The sequence below is a fragment of the Shewanella sp. 3_MG-2023 genome (assembly GCF_030548765.1).
GTDB lineage: Bacteria > Pseudomonadota > Gammaproteobacteria > Enterobacterales > Shewanellaceae > Shewanella.
The window spans coordinates 1-16,835 of the sequence record NZ_JAUOSH010000021.1; the positions used below are offsets into that span (position 1 = coordinate 1).

A 16,835-nucleotide genomic window follows, 5' to 3' on the forward strand; every position below is an offset into this window, starting at 1 on the left:
CATAATCCTTATATCAAGTATTCAGAAGCAACGACTGAGTTAGCTCATAATCCTTATATCAAGTATTCAGAAGCAACGACTGAGTTAGCTCATAATCCTTATATCAAGTATTCAGAAGCAACAACTGAGTTAGCTCACAACCCTTATATCAAGTACTCAGAAACAACGACTGAATTAGCTCATAATCCTTATATTAAGTATTCAGAAGCAACGACTGAGTTAGCTCATAACCCTTATATCAAGTACTCAGAAGCAACGACTGAACTTGCTCACAATCCTTATATCAAGTATTCAGAAGCAACGACTGAATTAGCTCACAACCCTTATATCAAATACTCAGAATCAACGACTGAGTTAGCTCATAACCCTTATATCAAGTACTCAGAAGCAACGACTGAACTTGCTCACAATCCTTATATTAAGTATTCAGAAGCAACGACTGAGTTAGCTCATAACCCTTATATCAAGTACTCAGAAGCAACGACTGAACTTGCTCACAACCCTTACATAAAGTATTCAGAATCGACAACAAAATTTGCCCATAACCCATACATTAAATACACCAATTCAAGCATCGCTTAAGGAGATAAAATTATGTTTAACTCTTTATTAAAAGCACTAGGAATTGCACAGCCGCAACGTAAGAAAGTTAAATTACCTGAAGGCCTTGAGCATCTAGAGGTCATCCCAGCTAAAGCATGGTGGAACTAAGTCTTGTAGTGATATTTTACAGGCAAAGAAAAAGGGAGCATTAGCTCCCTTTTTAATACGCGGAGTTTGCTAAAAGTATTGTTGCTGTTCATTACTAACCGCTAGTTTACGGGTTAATAAATATTTATGACTGTTGAACAATGGGTAAGCCAGAGGGCCCATCAACAAACCGGCAAATGACCATCTTTTTACTGCCATACCTTGAGCAAAAGCACAATTGCCAAGATAAATCGCCGATAAGATTGAAATAATAAACACTAGAAATACCACTGAAACCTCTACAATTCATTCAGTTAACATCATTTCTTAAGCTCGTAGCATTAAGTTTTTGTGTTCAATGCTAGCTTTGGTCGCATTATAACCAAGCCAAATACTCAAAGCTATGGGGATTTTTAATTGAGCCACAGTCAAAACATTCCGCAGTGTACATAAAACAGGCAAATCTCTGCCACTTTAGAATAAAAAAGCGGCATCATGTTGCCGCTTTGTTAAATGTGTAATCCTTAAAGTCTTAGTTTAGACTAATAAAAACTCGCTCCCTCATCAGCCATTTTGACTAATCTTTCACAAGGGGCAAATCTTTCGCCATGTAATTGCTGATACTGACGTAATTTTGACACTAGATTATTGATCCCCATGGTATCCATATAACGGAAAGGACCGCCTAAGAATGGCGGAAAACCAATTCCAAAAATAGCACCGATATCACCGTCTCTTGCATTGGCAATAATGCCTTCATCTAAACAACGAACAGCTTCGTTTAGCATCTGCACAACACAACGCATAGCAATATCGCTTTCACTACCACTTAACTGATTATTAATGCCTAGTACTTGATATACACTTTCATCCACTAGCTTAGCTTTGTTTTTCTTGTTGCCGTATTGGTAAAAACCTTTGCCGTTTTTACGGCCTTTACGGTCATCTGCAAGTAACTTATCAAATGCATTTGGAGCTTCAAAGCGCTCACCCAGTTCTTTAGTTAAGATCGGCGCGATCTTAGCACCAACATCAATACCTACCTCGTCTAGCAAAGTAATAGGTCCTACAGGGAAACCAAACTTAACTAACGCTTTATCTAAAAATTCAATTTTTTGCCCTTCAAGAAGCACTTGCGCAGCTTCATTCATGTATAAGGCTAAAATACGATTTACATAAAAACCGGCTCCGTCTTGAACAACAATCGGTGTCTTACCTTGCTTACGAGCAAAGGCCACTGTCGTAGCAATGGTTTCTGGGGAGGTTTTCTTGTGCGCAATCACTTCCACTAACGGCATTTTCTCAACTGGCGAGAAATAATGCAGACCAATCACATTTTCAGGTCGACTGGCCGCTTCGGCTATTTGGCTGATTGGTAATGAAGATGTGTTAGATGCAAAGATAGTATTTTCATGACATTCACGTTCTACATCTTTCACCATTTGATGTTTTAATGCTAAATCTTCAAATACTGCTTCTACTACGATATCAGCATCTTTTACGCCGCTATATTCAGTGGTTGTCGTCATTAACGCCATTAGATTATCTCTAACTGCCGGAGTCATATGACGACGCTTAACGCCTTTGGCTAACAACTTATAAGCATAAGCCAACGCATTACTTAAGCCGGTTTCATTGATATCTTTAACACGAGCAGGAATTTTAGCTTTGGTTGTCGTCACAGAGGCTATTCCGCCACCCATTAAGCCACCACCAATAACCAGTGCCTTGTTCACTTTGCGAGGTTTGCCCCCTTCTGCACCGGTTTCTTTTTTCATTTCTGTGGTTGCAAGGAATATACTACGAAGCGCTTCTGACTCTGGTGACATAATAAGTTCAGCAAAATGACTTGCTTCAACTTCTAAGCCTTTGATCATGCCTTTATTCATACCCTGCTTAACACAATCAATGATTTTAGCAGGAGCAGGATAATTACCCTGGGTTTTCTTCATCACTTGTTTAGCGGCTTGATCAAAAATAATGTCACGAGTCGTACTGGTTGATTCAAGCAACTTGTTTAAAGCAGACTTTTTAACCACTTTAGCAGCAGACTTGCCTTTTTTTGCCATGGCAACTGCAGTCTCAAGCAAAATAGACTCTGGAACAACGTCATCAACCAAGGCTATTTTCAGTGCTTGTTTCGGACGCAGCTGCTTACCTGTTAGCATCATATCGAGCGCTGTAGTAATACCGACTTTTCTTGGTAAACGTTGGGTTCCCCCGCCACCTGGTAATAACCCAAGTTGAACTTCAGGCACACCCATAATAGTTTTCTTACTGTCGCTGCACACACGCAAATGACACGCTAGCGCTAGCTCTAATCCACCACCTAAGCAGGCACCGTTAATAGCAGCAACAACCGGTATAGTGAGGTTTTCTAATTCATTAAATACCACATGCCCTTGTTGTGATAGTTCTTTGGCAGCAGCAACACTGGTACAGGCATCTAACATGGTGATGTCAGCGCCAGCAACAAAAGAGTCAGATTTTCCTGAAATAATCACTAAACCTTTAATGCTAGCGTCAGTTTTTATCTCGGTAAGAATGTCACTAATTTCTGGGCCAAATTCTGCTTTTAAGGTGTTCATGGTTTCACCAGGAACATCCATAGTCAAAACCGCAATACCGTCTTCACGGCGTTGTAAATTAAATGTCTTTTCCATCAGAATTACTCCACTTCTACTATCATTGCAGCGCCAAGACCACCTGCTGCGCAGGCTGTGGCTAAACCGGTTCCACCACCACGGCGTTTAAGTTCACGACATACTTGAGTGATCAAACGCGTACCCGTAGCCGCAAATGGATGCCCATAAGCTAATGAACCACCTAGTACGTTAAATTTACTCATATCGATTTCACCAATCGCACGATTTTGGCCTAACTTTTCTGCAGCAAACTTTTTAGAGCCAAACATTTGCATGTTGGCTAAGGTTTGCGCTGCAAATGCTTCATGCATTTCAATTAAGGTTAAATCTTCTAACTGCATACCAGCACGCTTTAGTGCTAGCGGCGTAGCATAAGATGGCCCCATTAACATATCTTGCCAAACATCAATGGCAGTAAAGGCATAGCTCTTAATGTAACCAATAGGCTGATAACCTAATGCTTTGGCACGGCCTTCACTCATTAAGATAATTGCTGATGCGCCATCAGTTAGCGGCGTACTGTTGGCTGCGGTAACTGAACCATGTTTGCGATCAAAAGCTGGACGTAATTTCGCGTAAGACTCTAAAACTGAGTTTTCACGAATGTTGTTATCACGATCAATAAACTGCTTATAAGGAGGCACATGAGCCGTCATCACTTCATCGCGTAAATTACCTGAGTTCCAAGTTTCTGTTGCCAGAGTATGTGAGCGATGAGCCAGTGCATCTTGATCGGCGCGGCTAATTGAATAGGTCTTAGCCATTTGCTCAGCCGTTTGCCCCATTGACAAACCGGTAGAATATTCTGCAACCGCTGGCGGTACCGGCATTAAGTCTTTTAAACCCAAACGACGTGCAATGGCGAATTTTTGTTTAAAGGTACGGGCCTTATTTAAGTCCACAAGCGCATGAGCCAGCTTTTTTGACACGCCAATCGGTAAAACAGAAGATGAATCTGCGCCGCCAGCAATACCAATTTCAACATTACCAGTCATGATTGACTCAGCCACATTCACTGCCGATTGAAAACTTGTCGCACAAGCACGAGTGACACTGTAAGCATCCGTTGATACATCCATGCCAGTGCCTAATACGATTTCACGAGCAATATTTGGCGCAGCAGGCATTTGCACAACTTGACCATAAACTAATTGCTCAATGGTTTTTGGGTCTAACTCTGAGCGAGAAAGCAATTCATTAACCACCATTTTGCCCATATCTAAAGCTGAAACGCCATGAAATGCGGTGGCTTGTTTGGCAAAAGGCGTTCGTAAACCCGCTACAATTGCAATGCGCTCGCCGCGGGCATTGGTTACTTGTTGTCTATCACTCATTGTTCACCCTCTTTTAATTGTTTAGCCTTTATAGGCTTTTCAGTGAAAATCCATTTTGTCAGCGTTATCTGGTCTGACCATAAAAGTGTGATCTGATTCTAACTTTTAATTAGCAAGTTTAAAACACCCGTATGAAAATAACCTGATAATTTCCAACAAAATTAACAACCCGATTGTGATTTATATATTAAATACAGAAGGTTAAACTTTAGAGCATTAGCTTTATTAATATATTTAAGTATCGATTAAAGCTAGCTAACGCACCTTTAGTTGCAGCTAATGAACACCACGAATAAATAAAAATGAAATTCTGTTAATGCTACTAGCCAAAGGCCAATAAAATTCATTAACATAGAGTGAATTAGATAACGTTTTTTAGACAACAAATTTGAGTATCATCATGCCTTTGAGTCGATTTCATTCTTTACGCGCTTATTTAGATAATGTCATTTTGGGACAACCGGTTTTAACTGAAAATATGCTCATCGCACTTATTGCCGATGGTCATTTACTGGTTGAAGGCCCTCCAGGTTTAGCCAAAACCCGTGCAGTAAAAGCATTATGTGATGGCGTTGAAGGCGACTTTCATCGCATCCAGTTCACGCCTGATTTATTACCAGCGGACTTAACCGGCACCGATATCTATCGCGCTCAAACGGGTACCTTTGAATTTGAAGCGGGGCCGATTTTCCATAACTTAATCCTTGCCGATGAAATTAACCGCGCTCCAGCGAAGGTACAATCCGCATTACTTGAAGCCATGGCTGAAGGACAAGTGACCGTAGGTAAACACAGTTACCCGCTGCCAAAACTCTTTTTAGTGATGGCAACCCAAAACCCACTTGAAAACGAAGGGACTTACCCGCTACCTGAAGCGCAATTAGATCGCTTCTTAATGCACTTAAATTTAGATTACCCAAGTGCCGATACCGAGCGTCAGATTTTGCGTCAGTCTCGTAACGAAGCACTGACTCATCAGTTACCGACCATCGAGCCTGTGGTACAAGCAGATGTATTTTCTGCCCGTGAACAAGCGATGGAACTGTACTTAGCTGAGCCCCTTGAAAGCTATATCGTAGAAATTATTATGGCCACTCGTCAGCCAGAGCGTTATAGCCCAGAACTAGCCAAGTGGCTTGAATACGGCGTGAGTCCCCGCGCTTCAATTTCATTAGAGCGCTGCGCGCGAGCCAGAGCCTGGTTACATCAACGCGATTTTGTCTCACCTGAAGATATTCAAGCTGTGGCGCCTAATGTTTTACGCCACCGTCTACTGTTGAGTTATCAGGCACAGGCAGAAGGGATTAGTGCAGATCACGTCATAAATCATATTTTAAGCCAAGTGGCTGTACCTTAATGTTGAGTTATAGCCACTATGTCAGTAACCGCTATGTCAATTGAAAAAGAGTTGCCGCTATTTAGTAATGGCGTCAACCTTAATGAGCAAGAGCTAATAAGTTGCCAGAGTATTGCCCGTGCGATGCCTGAGAAACGTAGCCGCGCAAAAGCCAGCCTTGCAGGCCATAGAAGCAGCCTCATAAAAGGGCGTGGAATGGAATTTGCCGAAGTGCGACATTATCAAAATGGTGATGATGTGCGCACCATAGACTGGCGCGTTACGGCCAGAACTGGCAAGGCCCACACCAAATTATTTATTGAAGAACGTGAACGCCCTATTATCTTGCTGGTCGATCTAAGTCATAGCTTATTTTTTGGCTCGAGTTTGCTTTTACAGTCTCTGCAAGCCGCCCATGTCGCAGCAACACTTGGCTGGAACGCCATTAACCACGGTGACCGTTTGGGGGCATTGATTGCCAGTGAAACCGAACATGTGGAGTTAAAACCCCGCAGTCGCCGACAAGGTATTTTGCAGCTCACATCAGCATTAATCAAAGTGCATCAAAACCAGTTAAATCACTTTGATGAATTACCCCAAGATCCCCAGCATATTTTACGGGCTTGCCAGCGATTGCAACGCATCGCAAAACCCGGCTCACTGGTATGGATAATTACTGATGGCCAGCACTTTAGCCAAGAATGTTTAGCGGCACTCACCGAGCTTAAACGCCATTGTGATGTGGGTGCCTTTATTATTACAGACCCATTACGACAAGGCACATTAGCGTTACCAAAGCGATTTTCACTGCCTGTACGTGATGGTAAGCAACAACTTACCTTAACTCGCCATAGCTACGATGTGTGGTTAAATGAACAGTTAGCTCGTCAACAACAGTTTATTGAATTAATGAAAATGCTCAAAGTTCAAACCCGCTTTATCGATGCAGGTAAGAGTCTTAGCGATCAATTGGAACTATTACGTTAGATGAATGCTCCTCAAATCAATCCCGCATTAATGCAAATGGAAGATATCGTGCTGCCGCAGCCAATATCACAATTTCCCATTGCCCCCGGTTATTGGCTAGTGGCGATTATCATTATCGCGGCTGGTGTCATCACTTTCATCAAGCTGCGAAAACGTGCCAAATATCACGCCCCGAGAAAGGCCGCATTAGCGCAACTACAGCAACTTGATATAAATGACAGTCAATATCCAAGCCAGATTAATAGCTTACTAAAACGAACTGCCTTGAGTTATTTACCCAGACAGGATTTTGCACAACTTGATGGCGACCAATGGTTCAAATGGCTTGAGCTAAGGTTACCGCAAGCAGAGCAAGGCCAAATTGGCTTGTTATTAGCCAAGCGTTATCAAGCTTGTGGCTTAAATGCAGCTGAAAAGCAGCAGTTATTTAAGTTAGCCAAGTCTTGGTTAACTAAAAAAGCTCGCTTTGCGCCCCTTAATGCCATCAAAAGCATCGCTAACAGCGCAAATACTCAAGCAAATAGTCCACAGGAGGCATCATGTTCTCAATAGCATGGCCGTGGTTATTGCTTTTATTGCCATTACCTTGGCTGTTAAAACCAAAGCGCGTTTCAAAAAATAATGGCGGTCACCTGCAACTTCCTGGCATCGCTAATGCTGATCAGGTCATATCAAGCCATGCTGACAAACCATCCCGTAAATTGTATTGGTTAATGTGGGCATGTTTATTGTGCGCACTTGTCAGGCCCCAATGGTTAGGCGAGCCTATAGAGCTGCCATCTGAAGGGCGCGACTTAATGCTGGCAGTAGATTTATCCGGCAGTATGCAAATTGAAGACATGGTTGTTGAAGGCAAAACGGTTGATAGATTGACCCTTATTAAACATGTGATTGGCGACTTTATCGAACGCCGTAATGGCGATCGCCTTGGGTTAATTTTATTTGCCGATCACGCCTATTTACAAGCGCCACTGACCCAAGATAGACGCTCGGTGGCAAAGTTTCTCGCCGATAGTCAAATTGGCCTAGTGGGCAAACAAACCGCCATTGGTGAATCAATTGCATTGGCGGTGAGACGCTTTGATAACGTTAACGACAGTAACCGAGTGCTCATTTTACTCACCGATGGTTCAAATAACGCAGGTAACATAGAACCTGAAGTGGCAGCTCGCATCGCTGCAGAGCGCAATGTCACTATTTATACCGTCGGTGTTGGCGCTGAAATACTGGAAAGACGCAGTATTTTCGGTACTGAAAAAGTAAACCCGTCAGCAGATCTTGATGAAGCGCAATTACAACAGCTTGCAGAAATGACCAATGGTCATTACTTTAGAGCCCGTAATAGCGAAGAGCTAGAAGAAATTTATCAAAAAATTGATGAATTAGAGCCTGTCAGTCGCGACCAATTAACCTACCGCCCCCAAAGCGAGTTATTTTACTGGCCATTGTTGTTAGCGTTATTAATCAGTTTAAGTATTAGTCTACGTAGTCAAATGAATTTACCTAAAAATCTGACTTCAGCCTTTTACAAGGAGGATAAATAATGAGTTTGCATTTTATCCGCCTTGAATGGCTATTGGCCTTAATTCCATTAACCATTATTGGACTATTTTTGTGGCGCCAGAGTAAAAATAACTCTGCATGGCAACACTATATTGCCCCTCACCTTGCTAGCACCCTGATCAGTGAGTCTGCACACATCAAAAAACAACCCAAATGGTTATTAATGCTGTGTTGGTTTATTGCGGTTGTGGCCATATCGGGCCCTGCCGTGAATAAACAAAGCCTACCTGTGTTCGCTAGCGAGCAAGGGCGTGTACTGGTAATGGATATGTCTTTATCCATGTATGCAACCGATCAAAAACCTAATCGACTATCCCAGGCCAAATATCGAGCCACCGATTTTTTAACCAATTTAAAAGAAGGTGAAACTGGGTTAATCGCTTTTGCGGGAGATGCATTTACTATTAGTCCGTTAACCCGTGATAGCTCTACCCTATTAAATCTGCTCCCAACCTTAAGCCCGGACATTATGCCCGTTAGAGGCTCAGATTTAGCCGCCGCCCTTACCCTTGCCCAACAGTTATTAGGTCAAGGCGGGCATATCAGCGGTGATATTATTGTGATGACCGATGGTGTTAATGCAGCCCAATATGCGCAGGCAGCAAAAGCGCTGGATGGCAGTCGATATCGAGTATCGGTGATGGCATTTGGTAGCCAACAAGGCGCAGCAATACAGCTGCCAGATGGTCAGCTCATGCGCGATAATGCCGGTGAGATCGTGGTTGATAAAACTGACTTTTCATTGCTTGATAAATTGGTTACTCCCACTGGCGGTTTAATGTTACCAGCACGGGCAGACGGCGCAGCACTGGGCCAACTCGAAGCATGGCTTGCTAATGATGGTAATGCAAAAGCCACCGAACTTGAAGGTGAAGCTTGGCAAGATTTAGGCCCTTATATTGCCCTCCTGTTGATTATTCCAGTACTGCTGAGTTTTAGATTTACAGTACTGCCTATGGTGAGTGTCCTCACGCTAGGCTTATTGATGCAGCCAACTCCTGCTTCAGCTAATAGCTGGGATGATTTATGGCAAACCGCCGATCAACAAGCCTCAGAGCAATTTAATCAGGCTCAATCAGCAGAAGACTATTCTAAAGCTGCCGAGCAATTTGACCAGCCTCAATGGCAAGCTAGCGCCCAATATAAGGCTGGTGACTATGAAAATGCCTTAAGCGGTTTTGAGCAAGATGACTCTGCCAATGGTTTATATAATCAAGCCAATAGTTTACTGCAGCTCAATAAAATTGATGAGGCGATAAAGCGTTATAAGCAAGCATTAACTCAACAAGCAGATTTTCCTCAGGCAGAGAAAAACCTCGCTTTGGCTGAGCAAATGAAGCAGCAACAAGAGCAACAGTCGGAGCAGGATCAGCAAAGTGATGACAACCAATCATCTGACCAGAAGTCAAATGAAGAGCAGTCATCAAATGATCAATCTCAAGGAGATCAATCACAGCAAGATCAATCTCAAAGTGATGAGTCTAGCTCTGAGCAATCTCAACAGCAGCAGTCTCAAAATGACCCGTCACAAGAAGAGCAATCTGCGAATGATTCTCAGCAGGATCAGCAATCTAGTGACTCTCAACAAGATGACAGCCCCAATGAGGCTGACGAAAGTTCATCAGCTTCATCTCAACAAAATGAGCAACAAGCCGATAATAATGAAGCTGAAATGCAAGCTAACAGTCAAGATAACCAAGCTCAAGCTGAGCCTGAAACTGCTGAGCAACAAGACAAGACTCAACAACAAGCTCAAGCTGCTGAAACATCAGAACAACAGCCAGAATCTGAGTCTGGCACACCAGTGGCCTCATCGGCTTTATCTGAAGAGCCGCTGCCAGCAGATTTAGAAAGAGCACTTCGCGCAGTCAGTGAAGATCCACAAGTATTAATTAGAAACAAAATGCTATTGGAATATCAAAAGCGTCGTCAAAACGGCCAACTTCCTAAGGATAAACAACAGTGGTAAACAGAATCATTTTAGCCCTAGTCGCTATTCTTTTTACAGGGCAAGCACTCGCGGTCACTAACATTCAAGCAACGGTGGACCGTAACCCCGTCATGCAAGGTGAGTATTTTGTATTAAACGTCACCGCAGATGATGATGTTAATGCAGGCTCATTAGACACCTCAATATTGCTAAAAGACTTTGTTGTCGGCCGCACTAGCGTAGGACGAAGCACGCAAATCGTTAACTTCAACTCCAGTAAAGAAACCCGCTGGCAAGTATTATTATCGGCTAAAAATAGCGGCACTGTGACTATTCCTGCCTTTACTATGGAAGGTATTCAATCTAATCCCATCGAGTTAACGGTTTTAGATGCTGGCTCCCAGCCTCAGCAAATGCGCAATTTGTTTGTGGAAGGCGAAGTTAGCACTCAAGAAGCTTATGTGGGCCAATTAATTACCTATAAAGTTAAGCTATTTTTAGCTGCTGAATTACAGCGTGGTGTCATTAGCGCCCCAGAAATATCAGGTGCTGAGATCAAGCAGCTTGGCGAAGATCAAGACAGTGTTGAAGTGGTTAATGGCCGCCGTTTTCGCGTAATTGAGCGAACCTATGCCATGATTGCCGATACTCCAGGTAAACTCGCCATTAAAGGTGCGAGTTTTTCAGGTGATATTTTAGTTGAAGCACCACGACGTGGCGGCATGTTTGGCTTTAATGAAAGCCGTCCGATGCAAGCTGCTGCTGAAGATACTGAAATCATAATTAAACCCATACCTGACAGCTATCAAGGTGATTGGCTCGTCAGTGATTTATTAATCGCTAAAGAAGTGTGGCCTGAAGACAGCAGTGAATTTGAAGTGGGTAGCCCAATCACCCGCACCATTAATATCATCGCATCTAATGCTGACAGTAATAGCCTGCCTGACATTGAATTAGCTATGCCAAGTGCGCTGAAATCATATCCAGAAAAACCAGTTAGACAAACTGTACTTAGAGAAAACCATGTAGTGGCTCAGTACAGCCTTACCACTGCTATCGTGCCAACCAAAGCTGGAACATTTACCCTTCCTGAAATTACAATTCCGTGGTGGAACTCGCAGCTACGTCAGCAGCAATTTACCACCATTCCAGCAAGAACAGTGACCATTGCGGCTAATCCAGAACAAGCACCAACGCCAATTACACCTGAGGTTACACAGCCCAGCAATAATCCTGGTTTTTGGCCTTGGTTAACACTGCTATTTGCCGCATTATGGCTTATCACGGTCGCATTATGGTTAAACGCCCGTAAGCAAAAGTCGCTAACAGTTACCTCTGAAAATGTTGATGTTCAGTCCTCCTCTGCTCGAGTGAGCATCAAAGACATCAGCCTCGCCTGTGATAAAAATGATGTATCTCAAGTCATTACATTACTGCAGCAGCATTTTTCTACATTACTAAACAAACCAATGAACTTGGCTGATATTAGCCAGTTATCAACTGCGCTAGCTCAAGCAACTCATCAATTACAGCAGGCTAAATACAGCCAATCTTCAACATTTGTTGATAAAGCGGCTTTATTAAAAGCCATTGAGAGTTACAGTCATAATTCTGCAGTAAACTCCCCATCTGCACTGAGTTCGTTAAACCCTTAACGAATAAACTGATTGAATAGCAAGCATAATTATACTTGCTATTCATCAGTAACCTTTTAAGCTATCGAACATAATATTTTTAACAAAAAGATAAAAATGTTTGATAGCTTGCGAAATAAAAAGTCCGAACCCACGGTCATATCTGACATGTTAACTAAACAGCGACGATACGACAGCCTCGTCCGGGCACTTCACGCAGATATCTTCCGATATGCCTATTGGCTTATCGGCGATAAACATGTTGCTGAAGACGTCACTCAAGAAACCTTTTTACGTGCATGGCGTGCGCTTGACTCTTTAAAAGATGACAAAGCCGCTAAAGCATGGCTGATCACTATCTTACGCCGAGAGAATGCCCGTCGATTTGAACGTAAGCAGTTTGACTACAGTGATGTAGAGCAAGATTTGCTTGAAGACCAAAAGTCTTCCACTACAGAAGAGCAAACAGAGCAATATTGGCTACGTAAACAGATCGGCTTATTAGAGATTGAATATCGAGAGCCATTACTGCTGCAACTCATTGGCGGTTTTAGTGGTGAAGAAATTGCAGAGTTGCTTGAACTTAATAGAAACACCGTCATGACGCGATTATTTCGTGCCCGTAATCAATTAAAAGACGCTTTAGAGTCTCCTGAAGTTAGAGGTCAATCAAATGGATGATCTACAATTTCGTCGCCATGCCTATGACGACCCCAACAGCCAAGATGAAGATTTCTTGGCACAAATTGCTGCGTCTGAGTCTGATGCAAAGTTAGTCAGTGAATTAAAAACATTAGACAGTAAGCTTACCCATGCGCTTAATATTGATGTGCCTAATGATTTAGCAGATAAATTATTATTACGTCAGCAACTGAATAAACATCAGGAGCAAAAAAAGCATACTCGTTATTTAATGGCTATGGCTGCCTCCGTGGCATTAGTCATCGGTTTAAGTTTTAGCATGTTAAAATTTGCCCCCGTTGACTTAGCTGAGCATGCGCTCGCTCATGTATACCATGAACCCAAATCAATGCTGGTTGATCAAAATGTTGGCTTTGAAGATGTTAATTTTAAACTGGCTGGTATTGGCGGTTTAGAAAACGCCAAATTCATTCAACAGCCCGGAAAAGTGTTTTATACCTCCTATTGTGACTTTCAAGGAGTTAAAAGCTTGCACTTAGTGATGGAAGGTAAAGACGGTAAAGTCACCCTCTTTATTGTCCCGGCTGAAAATAGAATGGTTACCGAAGAAGCTTTTGCAGATCAACACTATCAGGGCTTGGGCTTTCAAACAGCTGGGGCATTCATGATGTTAGTTGCAGAGCAAGATACTGATTTACAGTTTGTTAAATCTGAAATAGAGCAAACCTTTATCTAGTTATAGTCACAACCTGTAACCATCTCCTATCAATTAGATAATAAGCAGTCAATGTAAACTTATTGAGTGCTTGTTATCACATCAAATTTACTTCCCAAATTGTGCACTGGCTCATACATCTGCTAGCATATGCGCCACAATAATAAAAATACGGAAGTATCATGACCATAGAAACCCCCATTCTAATCACTTTTATCGGCTACCTCGCGTTAATGATGGGGATTGGCTACTGGGCTTATCGTAAAACAGATACCGTTGACGACTATATTCTGGGTGGTCGAAAAATGGGCCCTGCTGTCACCGCCTTAAGTGTTGGTGCATCAGATATGTCAGGTTGGTTATTACTTGGCTTACCTGGTGCAGTGTATTTAGGCGGCTTAGGTGAAGCTTGGATTGGTTTTGGACTGATATTTGGTGCCTGGCTCAACTGGCTTTTTGTCGCCAAACGTTTACGTATTTACACTGAACTGGCTGACAACTCGCTGACATTACCTGACTTTTTTGAAAATCGCTTTCATGATAACCAAGGCGTATTAAAAATGGTTGCTGCGGTCACCATCTTAGTCTTTTTCACCTTTTATACCTCATCAGGTATGGTTGGCGGCGCAATATTATTTGAAAAAGTATTTGGCCTTGATTACACCTTAGCACTCATTATAGGTTCAGTAATCATCGTTTCTTACACTTTTGTAGGCGGTTTCTTTGCCGTCAGTTGGACTGACTTTTTCCAAGGCTGTTTAATGTTAGTGGCCTTACTTATTGTACCTGTTGCCATCTTCAGCCAACCTGAGACTCAAGAAAACCTGCAGCAACTTGACCCTGCCATGCTGTCGTTTGTCAGTGAAAACACCACAGTCATCGGCTTAGTGTCATTACTGGCTTGGGGCTTAGGTTATTTTGGCCAGCCACATATTCTATCTCGCTTTATGGCCATTGGCAGCGCTAAAGACATTAAGTTATCTCGTCGCATTGCTATGAGCTGGATGGGTATTTCTCTGATTGGTGCATTGGCAACGGGTATCGCTGGTACCTTGTATTTTGCCGACACTCCCCTAGATAACCCAGAAACTGTATTTATTCACCTTGCCCATGCTGCGTTTAATCCATGGGTTGGCGGCTTGTTAATTGCAGCAATTTTATCCGCGATCATGAGCACCATTGATTCACAGCTTTTGGTTTGTTCAAGCGTAATAACTGAAGACTTTTATCGCAAATGGATTAAACCCGATGCGAGTAATAAAGAGTTAATGCTCGTGGGCCGTTTGGGGGTTATCGCCATTGCTATTGTGGCCGCAGTCATTGCACTTAATCCTGAAAGCAGTGTCCTAGGGTTAGTGAGCTACGCATGGGCAGGCTTTGGCGCAGCATTTGGCCCTGTGGTATTACTATCACTATTTTGGCAGCAATATAGTCGTAACGGCGCTGTAGCAACAATTGTTGTCGGTGCGGTGACCGTGGTGGTCTGGAAACAACTCTCTGGTGGTATTTTTGACTTGTACGAAATAGTCCCTGGATTTTTGCTCGCCTCATTGGCAGGTATCTTAGTCAGTAAGCTATTTCCTGCAAGCACAGAGACGGTGGCCTCATTCAAGGTCTTTCGCCAGTCACTTTAGTGCTTTACAAGGTTAACCCTTAGTAAACACCTGCCGACTTTTTCGTTAACAACAATTAGTCGGCTGGCTCATTTCTAGAGTAAAGATTCTAAACTCAGCGTACAGGTGTTAGCTAAAAAGCAGCCCTAGTCACAATTCTTAATTACAGCAACCTAACAAAGTTATCATTACAAAATCAAACTCAAACCACTGAAATTACAGCGTTAACTCCCACAAAGGTTTGTAAGACCTTCTCACAATTATATTTAATAGCTCAAATTATTAACAAAAATGCAACACCAAAAGTCACTGGTCGGAGTTGTATAGCTTACTTGTGTTACCTAAGATGCGCTCAAATATAAGTGGCAGTGATATGAACACATGCAGTATTCATGCATATGCGACAATAAAGATGAGCAATAATTATGACTAAATTCAACAAGACACTACTGGCAGCAGCTGTAGCTTTAGCAAGTACTCAAACATTCGCAGCGGGTTTTCAACTCAACAGCCAGTCTGCAACCGGTTTAGGCCGCGCAATGGCGGGGGATGCCATCATCGCAGATAACGCTTCAGTATTGGCTCGCAACCCAGCGGCAATGGCATTATTTGATGAAAAAGCGCTTTCTATTGGTGCTACCTATGCCGACGTAAACGTTGAAGTCACAGACGCGCAATTCTTAGGTCAAGACTTAGGCTCAATTGATAACGCTGCTGAAGGGAAATTCATTCCTAACGCTTACTATATCAACCCTGTAAATGAGCAGTTCGCCTTTGGTTTTGCCGCTTTCAGTAACTTCGGTACTGGCGCAGATTTAACACCTCTAACAGAGGTTGAAGGTACCATTAGCCCAGTTGATTTATTAGGAAACACTGAAGTAGCTACCATCAACCTAAATGCGAGCATGTCTTATCGTATTAATGATGCATTAAGTTTAGGTTTAGGTATCGATCTTATTCAAGGCTCAGGTAAGCTATCACGTGGGTCGTTAGTTGAAGTTGAAGCAGACGGCTGGGCTGTGGGTGGTATCGTTGGTTTAGCATACGAAATCAACGAAAATCATCGTTTAGGTTTAAGCTACCGTATAAGCCCTGAAATGCAAGCAAGCGGCGACATTATGTATGTGGGTACCGAATTCGAAGATATTAATATCCCATTAGCAGATATCGCACAACTTGCAGGTTACCATCAGCTAACTGAAAAATTTGCAATTCACTATACCGCGCAGTGGTCTCAGTGGAGCTCGTTTGACAGTATTACTCTTGAAAACCCTAGTTCACCAGAGCAAATCCTTAAAGATTATCATTGGAAAGATTCTTGGTTCCTAAGTTTTGGTGCAACTTACGATATCGATGATAGCTGGACAGTACGTGCTGGTATTGCAAGTGATAAAGGAGTCGTTGATGAACAATCATCACTATCAATTCCTGATTCTGACCGTATTTGGTATTCAGCGGGCTTTAGCTATAACTTCAGCGAAAAATCAAGCATCGACTTCGGTTACACACTGGTCGTTGGCGAAAAGGTTCATGTTGAAGAAACAAATGCGATTTTATTACCGATAGATGCATACACTGAATCTGGTGCGAATTACTTCTCAATCCAGTATAACTACACTTTTTAAGCTAATATTTAACTAAAAATATAGTTAACTTAATTAGTTAAATCGTTATAGCAAAGCTTAAAATGCCTAAGTAAAACGATTATTAATTTAAAACCATCGATGATCCATCGGTGGTTTTTTT

At 42.5% G+C, this 16,835-nt stretch carries 14 protein-coding genes; 11 read left to right on the top strand and 3 right to left on the bottom strand.

The features are described 5' to 3' along the window. A partial coding sequence (locus tag Q4591_RS12825; RefSeq protein ID WP_303461346.1) for a hypothetical protein occupies nt 1–582 on the top strand: 582 nt, incomplete at its 5' end. A gap of 198 nt (nt 583–780) precedes the next feature. Here Q4591_RS12825 and Q4591_RS12830 read toward each other — a convergent pair. The 3 genes from Q4591_RS12830 to fadI form a co-directional block, all read right to left on the bottom strand. Beyond that, a complete protein-coding gene (locus tag Q4591_RS12830) occupies nt 781–969 on the bottom strand; it encodes a hypothetical protein (RefSeq protein WP_241901111.1) in 189 nt (62 codons plus the stop codon). Nucleotides 970–1,232: 263 nt separating this feature from the next. After that, a complete protein-coding gene (gene fadJ, locus Q4591_RS12835) occupies nt 1,233–3,353 on the bottom strand; it encodes a fatty acid oxidation complex subunit alpha FadJ (RefSeq protein ID WP_102475690.1) in 2,121 nt (706 codons plus the stop codon). Nucleotides 3,354–3,358: 5 nt separating this feature from the next. Beyond that, nucleotides 3,359–4,669, bottom strand: a complete 1,311-nt coding sequence (gene fadI, locus Q4591_RS12840; protein ID WP_076537168.1) for an acetyl-CoA C-acyltransferase FadI — start codon at nt 4,667–4,669, stop codon at nt 3,359–3,361. A gap of 400 nt (nt 4,670–5,069) precedes the next feature. On the opposite strand from fadI, the gene Q4591_RS12845 reads away from it, so the two are divergent. The 10 genes from Q4591_RS12845 to Q4591_RS12890 all read left to right on the top strand — a co-directional run bounded on the left by Q4591_RS12845 (nt 5,070) and on the right by Q4591_RS12890 (nt 16,714). Next, on the top strand, nt 5,070–6,026 hold the full coding sequence (locus Q4591_RS12845; RefSeq protein ID WP_102437486.1) for a MoxR family ATPase: 957 nt from the start codon (nt 5,070–5,072) through the stop codon (nt 6,024–6,026). Between the two features lie 18 nt (nt 6,027–6,044). Next, nucleotides 6,045–6,992: a DUF58 domain-containing protein gene (locus tag Q4591_RS12850; RefSeq protein WP_241904013.1), complete on the top strand. Its 948-nt coding sequence runs from the start codon at nt 6,045–6,047 to the stop codon at nt 6,990–6,992. Next, nucleotides 6,993–7,544 carry a DUF4381 domain-containing protein gene (locus Q4591_RS12855; protein WP_303461349.1) on the top strand — a complete coding sequence of 184 codons (552 nt, stop codon included), beginning with the start codon at nt 6,993–6,995 and terminating at the stop codon, nt 7,542–7,544. After that, on the top strand, nt 7,532–8,536 hold the full coding sequence (locus Q4591_RS12860) for a VWA domain-containing protein (RefSeq protein WP_102475692.1): 1,005 nt from the start codon (nt 7,532–7,534) through the stop codon (nt 8,534–8,536). Before Q4591_RS12855 ends, Q4591_RS12860 begins: the two co-directional genes overlap by 13 nt. Beyond that, complete coding sequence (locus Q4591_RS12865) at nt 8,536–10,524, top strand: VWA domain-containing protein (protein ID WP_303461351.1); 1,989 nt, start codon at nt 8,536–8,538, stop codon at nt 10,522–10,524. Before Q4591_RS12860 ends, Q4591_RS12865 begins: the two co-directional genes overlap by 1 nt. After that, entirely contained in the window at nt 10,518–12,140 is a 1,623-nt protein-coding gene (locus Q4591_RS12870) for a BatD family protein (protein WP_303461353.1), read from the top strand. Before Q4591_RS12865 ends, Q4591_RS12870 begins: the two co-directional genes overlap by 7 nt. Nucleotides 12,141–12,236: 96 nt before the next feature. Next, complete coding sequence (locus Q4591_RS12875; RefSeq protein ID WP_303461356.1) at nt 12,237–12,800, top strand: sigma-70 family RNA polymerase sigma factor; 564 nt, start codon at nt 12,237–12,239, stop codon at nt 12,798–12,800. Beyond that, nucleotides 12,793–13,497 (top strand): DUF3379 domain-containing protein, encoded by a 705-nt coding sequence (locus Q4591_RS12880; protein ID WP_102475695.1) that lies wholly within the window; start codon nt 12,793–12,795, stop codon nt 13,495–13,497. The genes Q4591_RS12875 and Q4591_RS12880 overlap by 8 nt, the downstream gene beginning before the upstream one ends. A 161-nt stretch (nt 13,498–13,658) precedes the next feature. After that, complete coding sequence (putP, locus tag Q4591_RS12885) at nt 13,659–15,110, top strand: sodium/proline symporter PutP (protein ID WP_102475696.1); 1,452 nt, start codon at nt 13,659–13,661, stop codon at nt 15,108–15,110. A 404-nt stretch (nt 15,111–15,514) separates the two neighbouring features. Next, nucleotides 15,515–16,714 (top strand): outer membrane protein transport protein, encoded by a 1,200-nt coding sequence (locus tag Q4591_RS12890; protein WP_102520700.1) that lies wholly within the window; start codon nt 15,515–15,517, stop codon nt 16,712–16,714. Nucleotides 16,715–16,835 lie beyond the last annotated feature (121 nt).

Excerpts from the sequence above, each read along its gene's own strand:
- fadJ (WP_102475690.1), bottom strand. The coding sequence starts at position 3,353 with ATGGAAAAGACATTTAATTTACAACGCCGTGAAGACGGTATTGCGGTT.
- fadI (WP_076537168.1), bottom strand. The coding sequence starts at position 4,669 with ATGAGTGATAGACAACAAGTAACCAATGCCCGCGGCGAGCGCATTGCA.
- Q4591_RS12845 (WP_102437486.1), top strand. The coding sequence starts at position 5,070 with ATGCCTTTGAGTCGATTTCATTCTTTACGCGCTTATTTAGATAATGTC.
- Q4591_RS12850 (WP_241904013.1), top strand. The coding sequence starts at position 6,045 with ATGTCAGTAACCGCTATGTCAATTGAAAAAGAGTTGCCGCTATTTAGT.
- Q4591_RS12855 (WP_303461349.1), top strand. The coding sequence starts at position 6,993 with ATGAATGCTCCTCAAATCAATCCCGCATTAATGCAAATGGAAGATATC.
- Q4591_RS12860 (WP_102475692.1), top strand. The coding sequence starts at position 7,532 with ATGTTCTCAATAGCATGGCCGTGGTTATTGCTTTTATTGCCATTACCT.
- Q4591_RS12865 (WP_303461351.1), top strand. The coding sequence starts at position 8,536 with ATGAGTTTGCATTTTATCCGCCTTGAATGGCTATTGGCCTTAATTCCA.
- Q4591_RS12875 (WP_303461356.1), top strand. The coding sequence starts at position 12,237 with ATGTTTGATAGCTTGCGAAATAAAAAGTCCGAACCCACGGTCATATCT.
- Q4591_RS12880 (WP_102475695.1), top strand. The coding sequence starts at position 12,793 with ATGGATGATCTACAATTTCGTCGCCATGCCTATGACGACCCCAACAGC.
- putP (WP_102475696.1), top strand. The coding sequence starts at position 13,659 with ATGACCATAGAAACCCCCATTCTAATCACTTTTATCGGCTACCTCGCG.
- Q4591_RS12890 (WP_102520700.1), top strand. The coding sequence starts at position 15,515 with ATGACTAAATTCAACAAGACACTACTGGCAGCAGCTGTAGCTTTAGCA.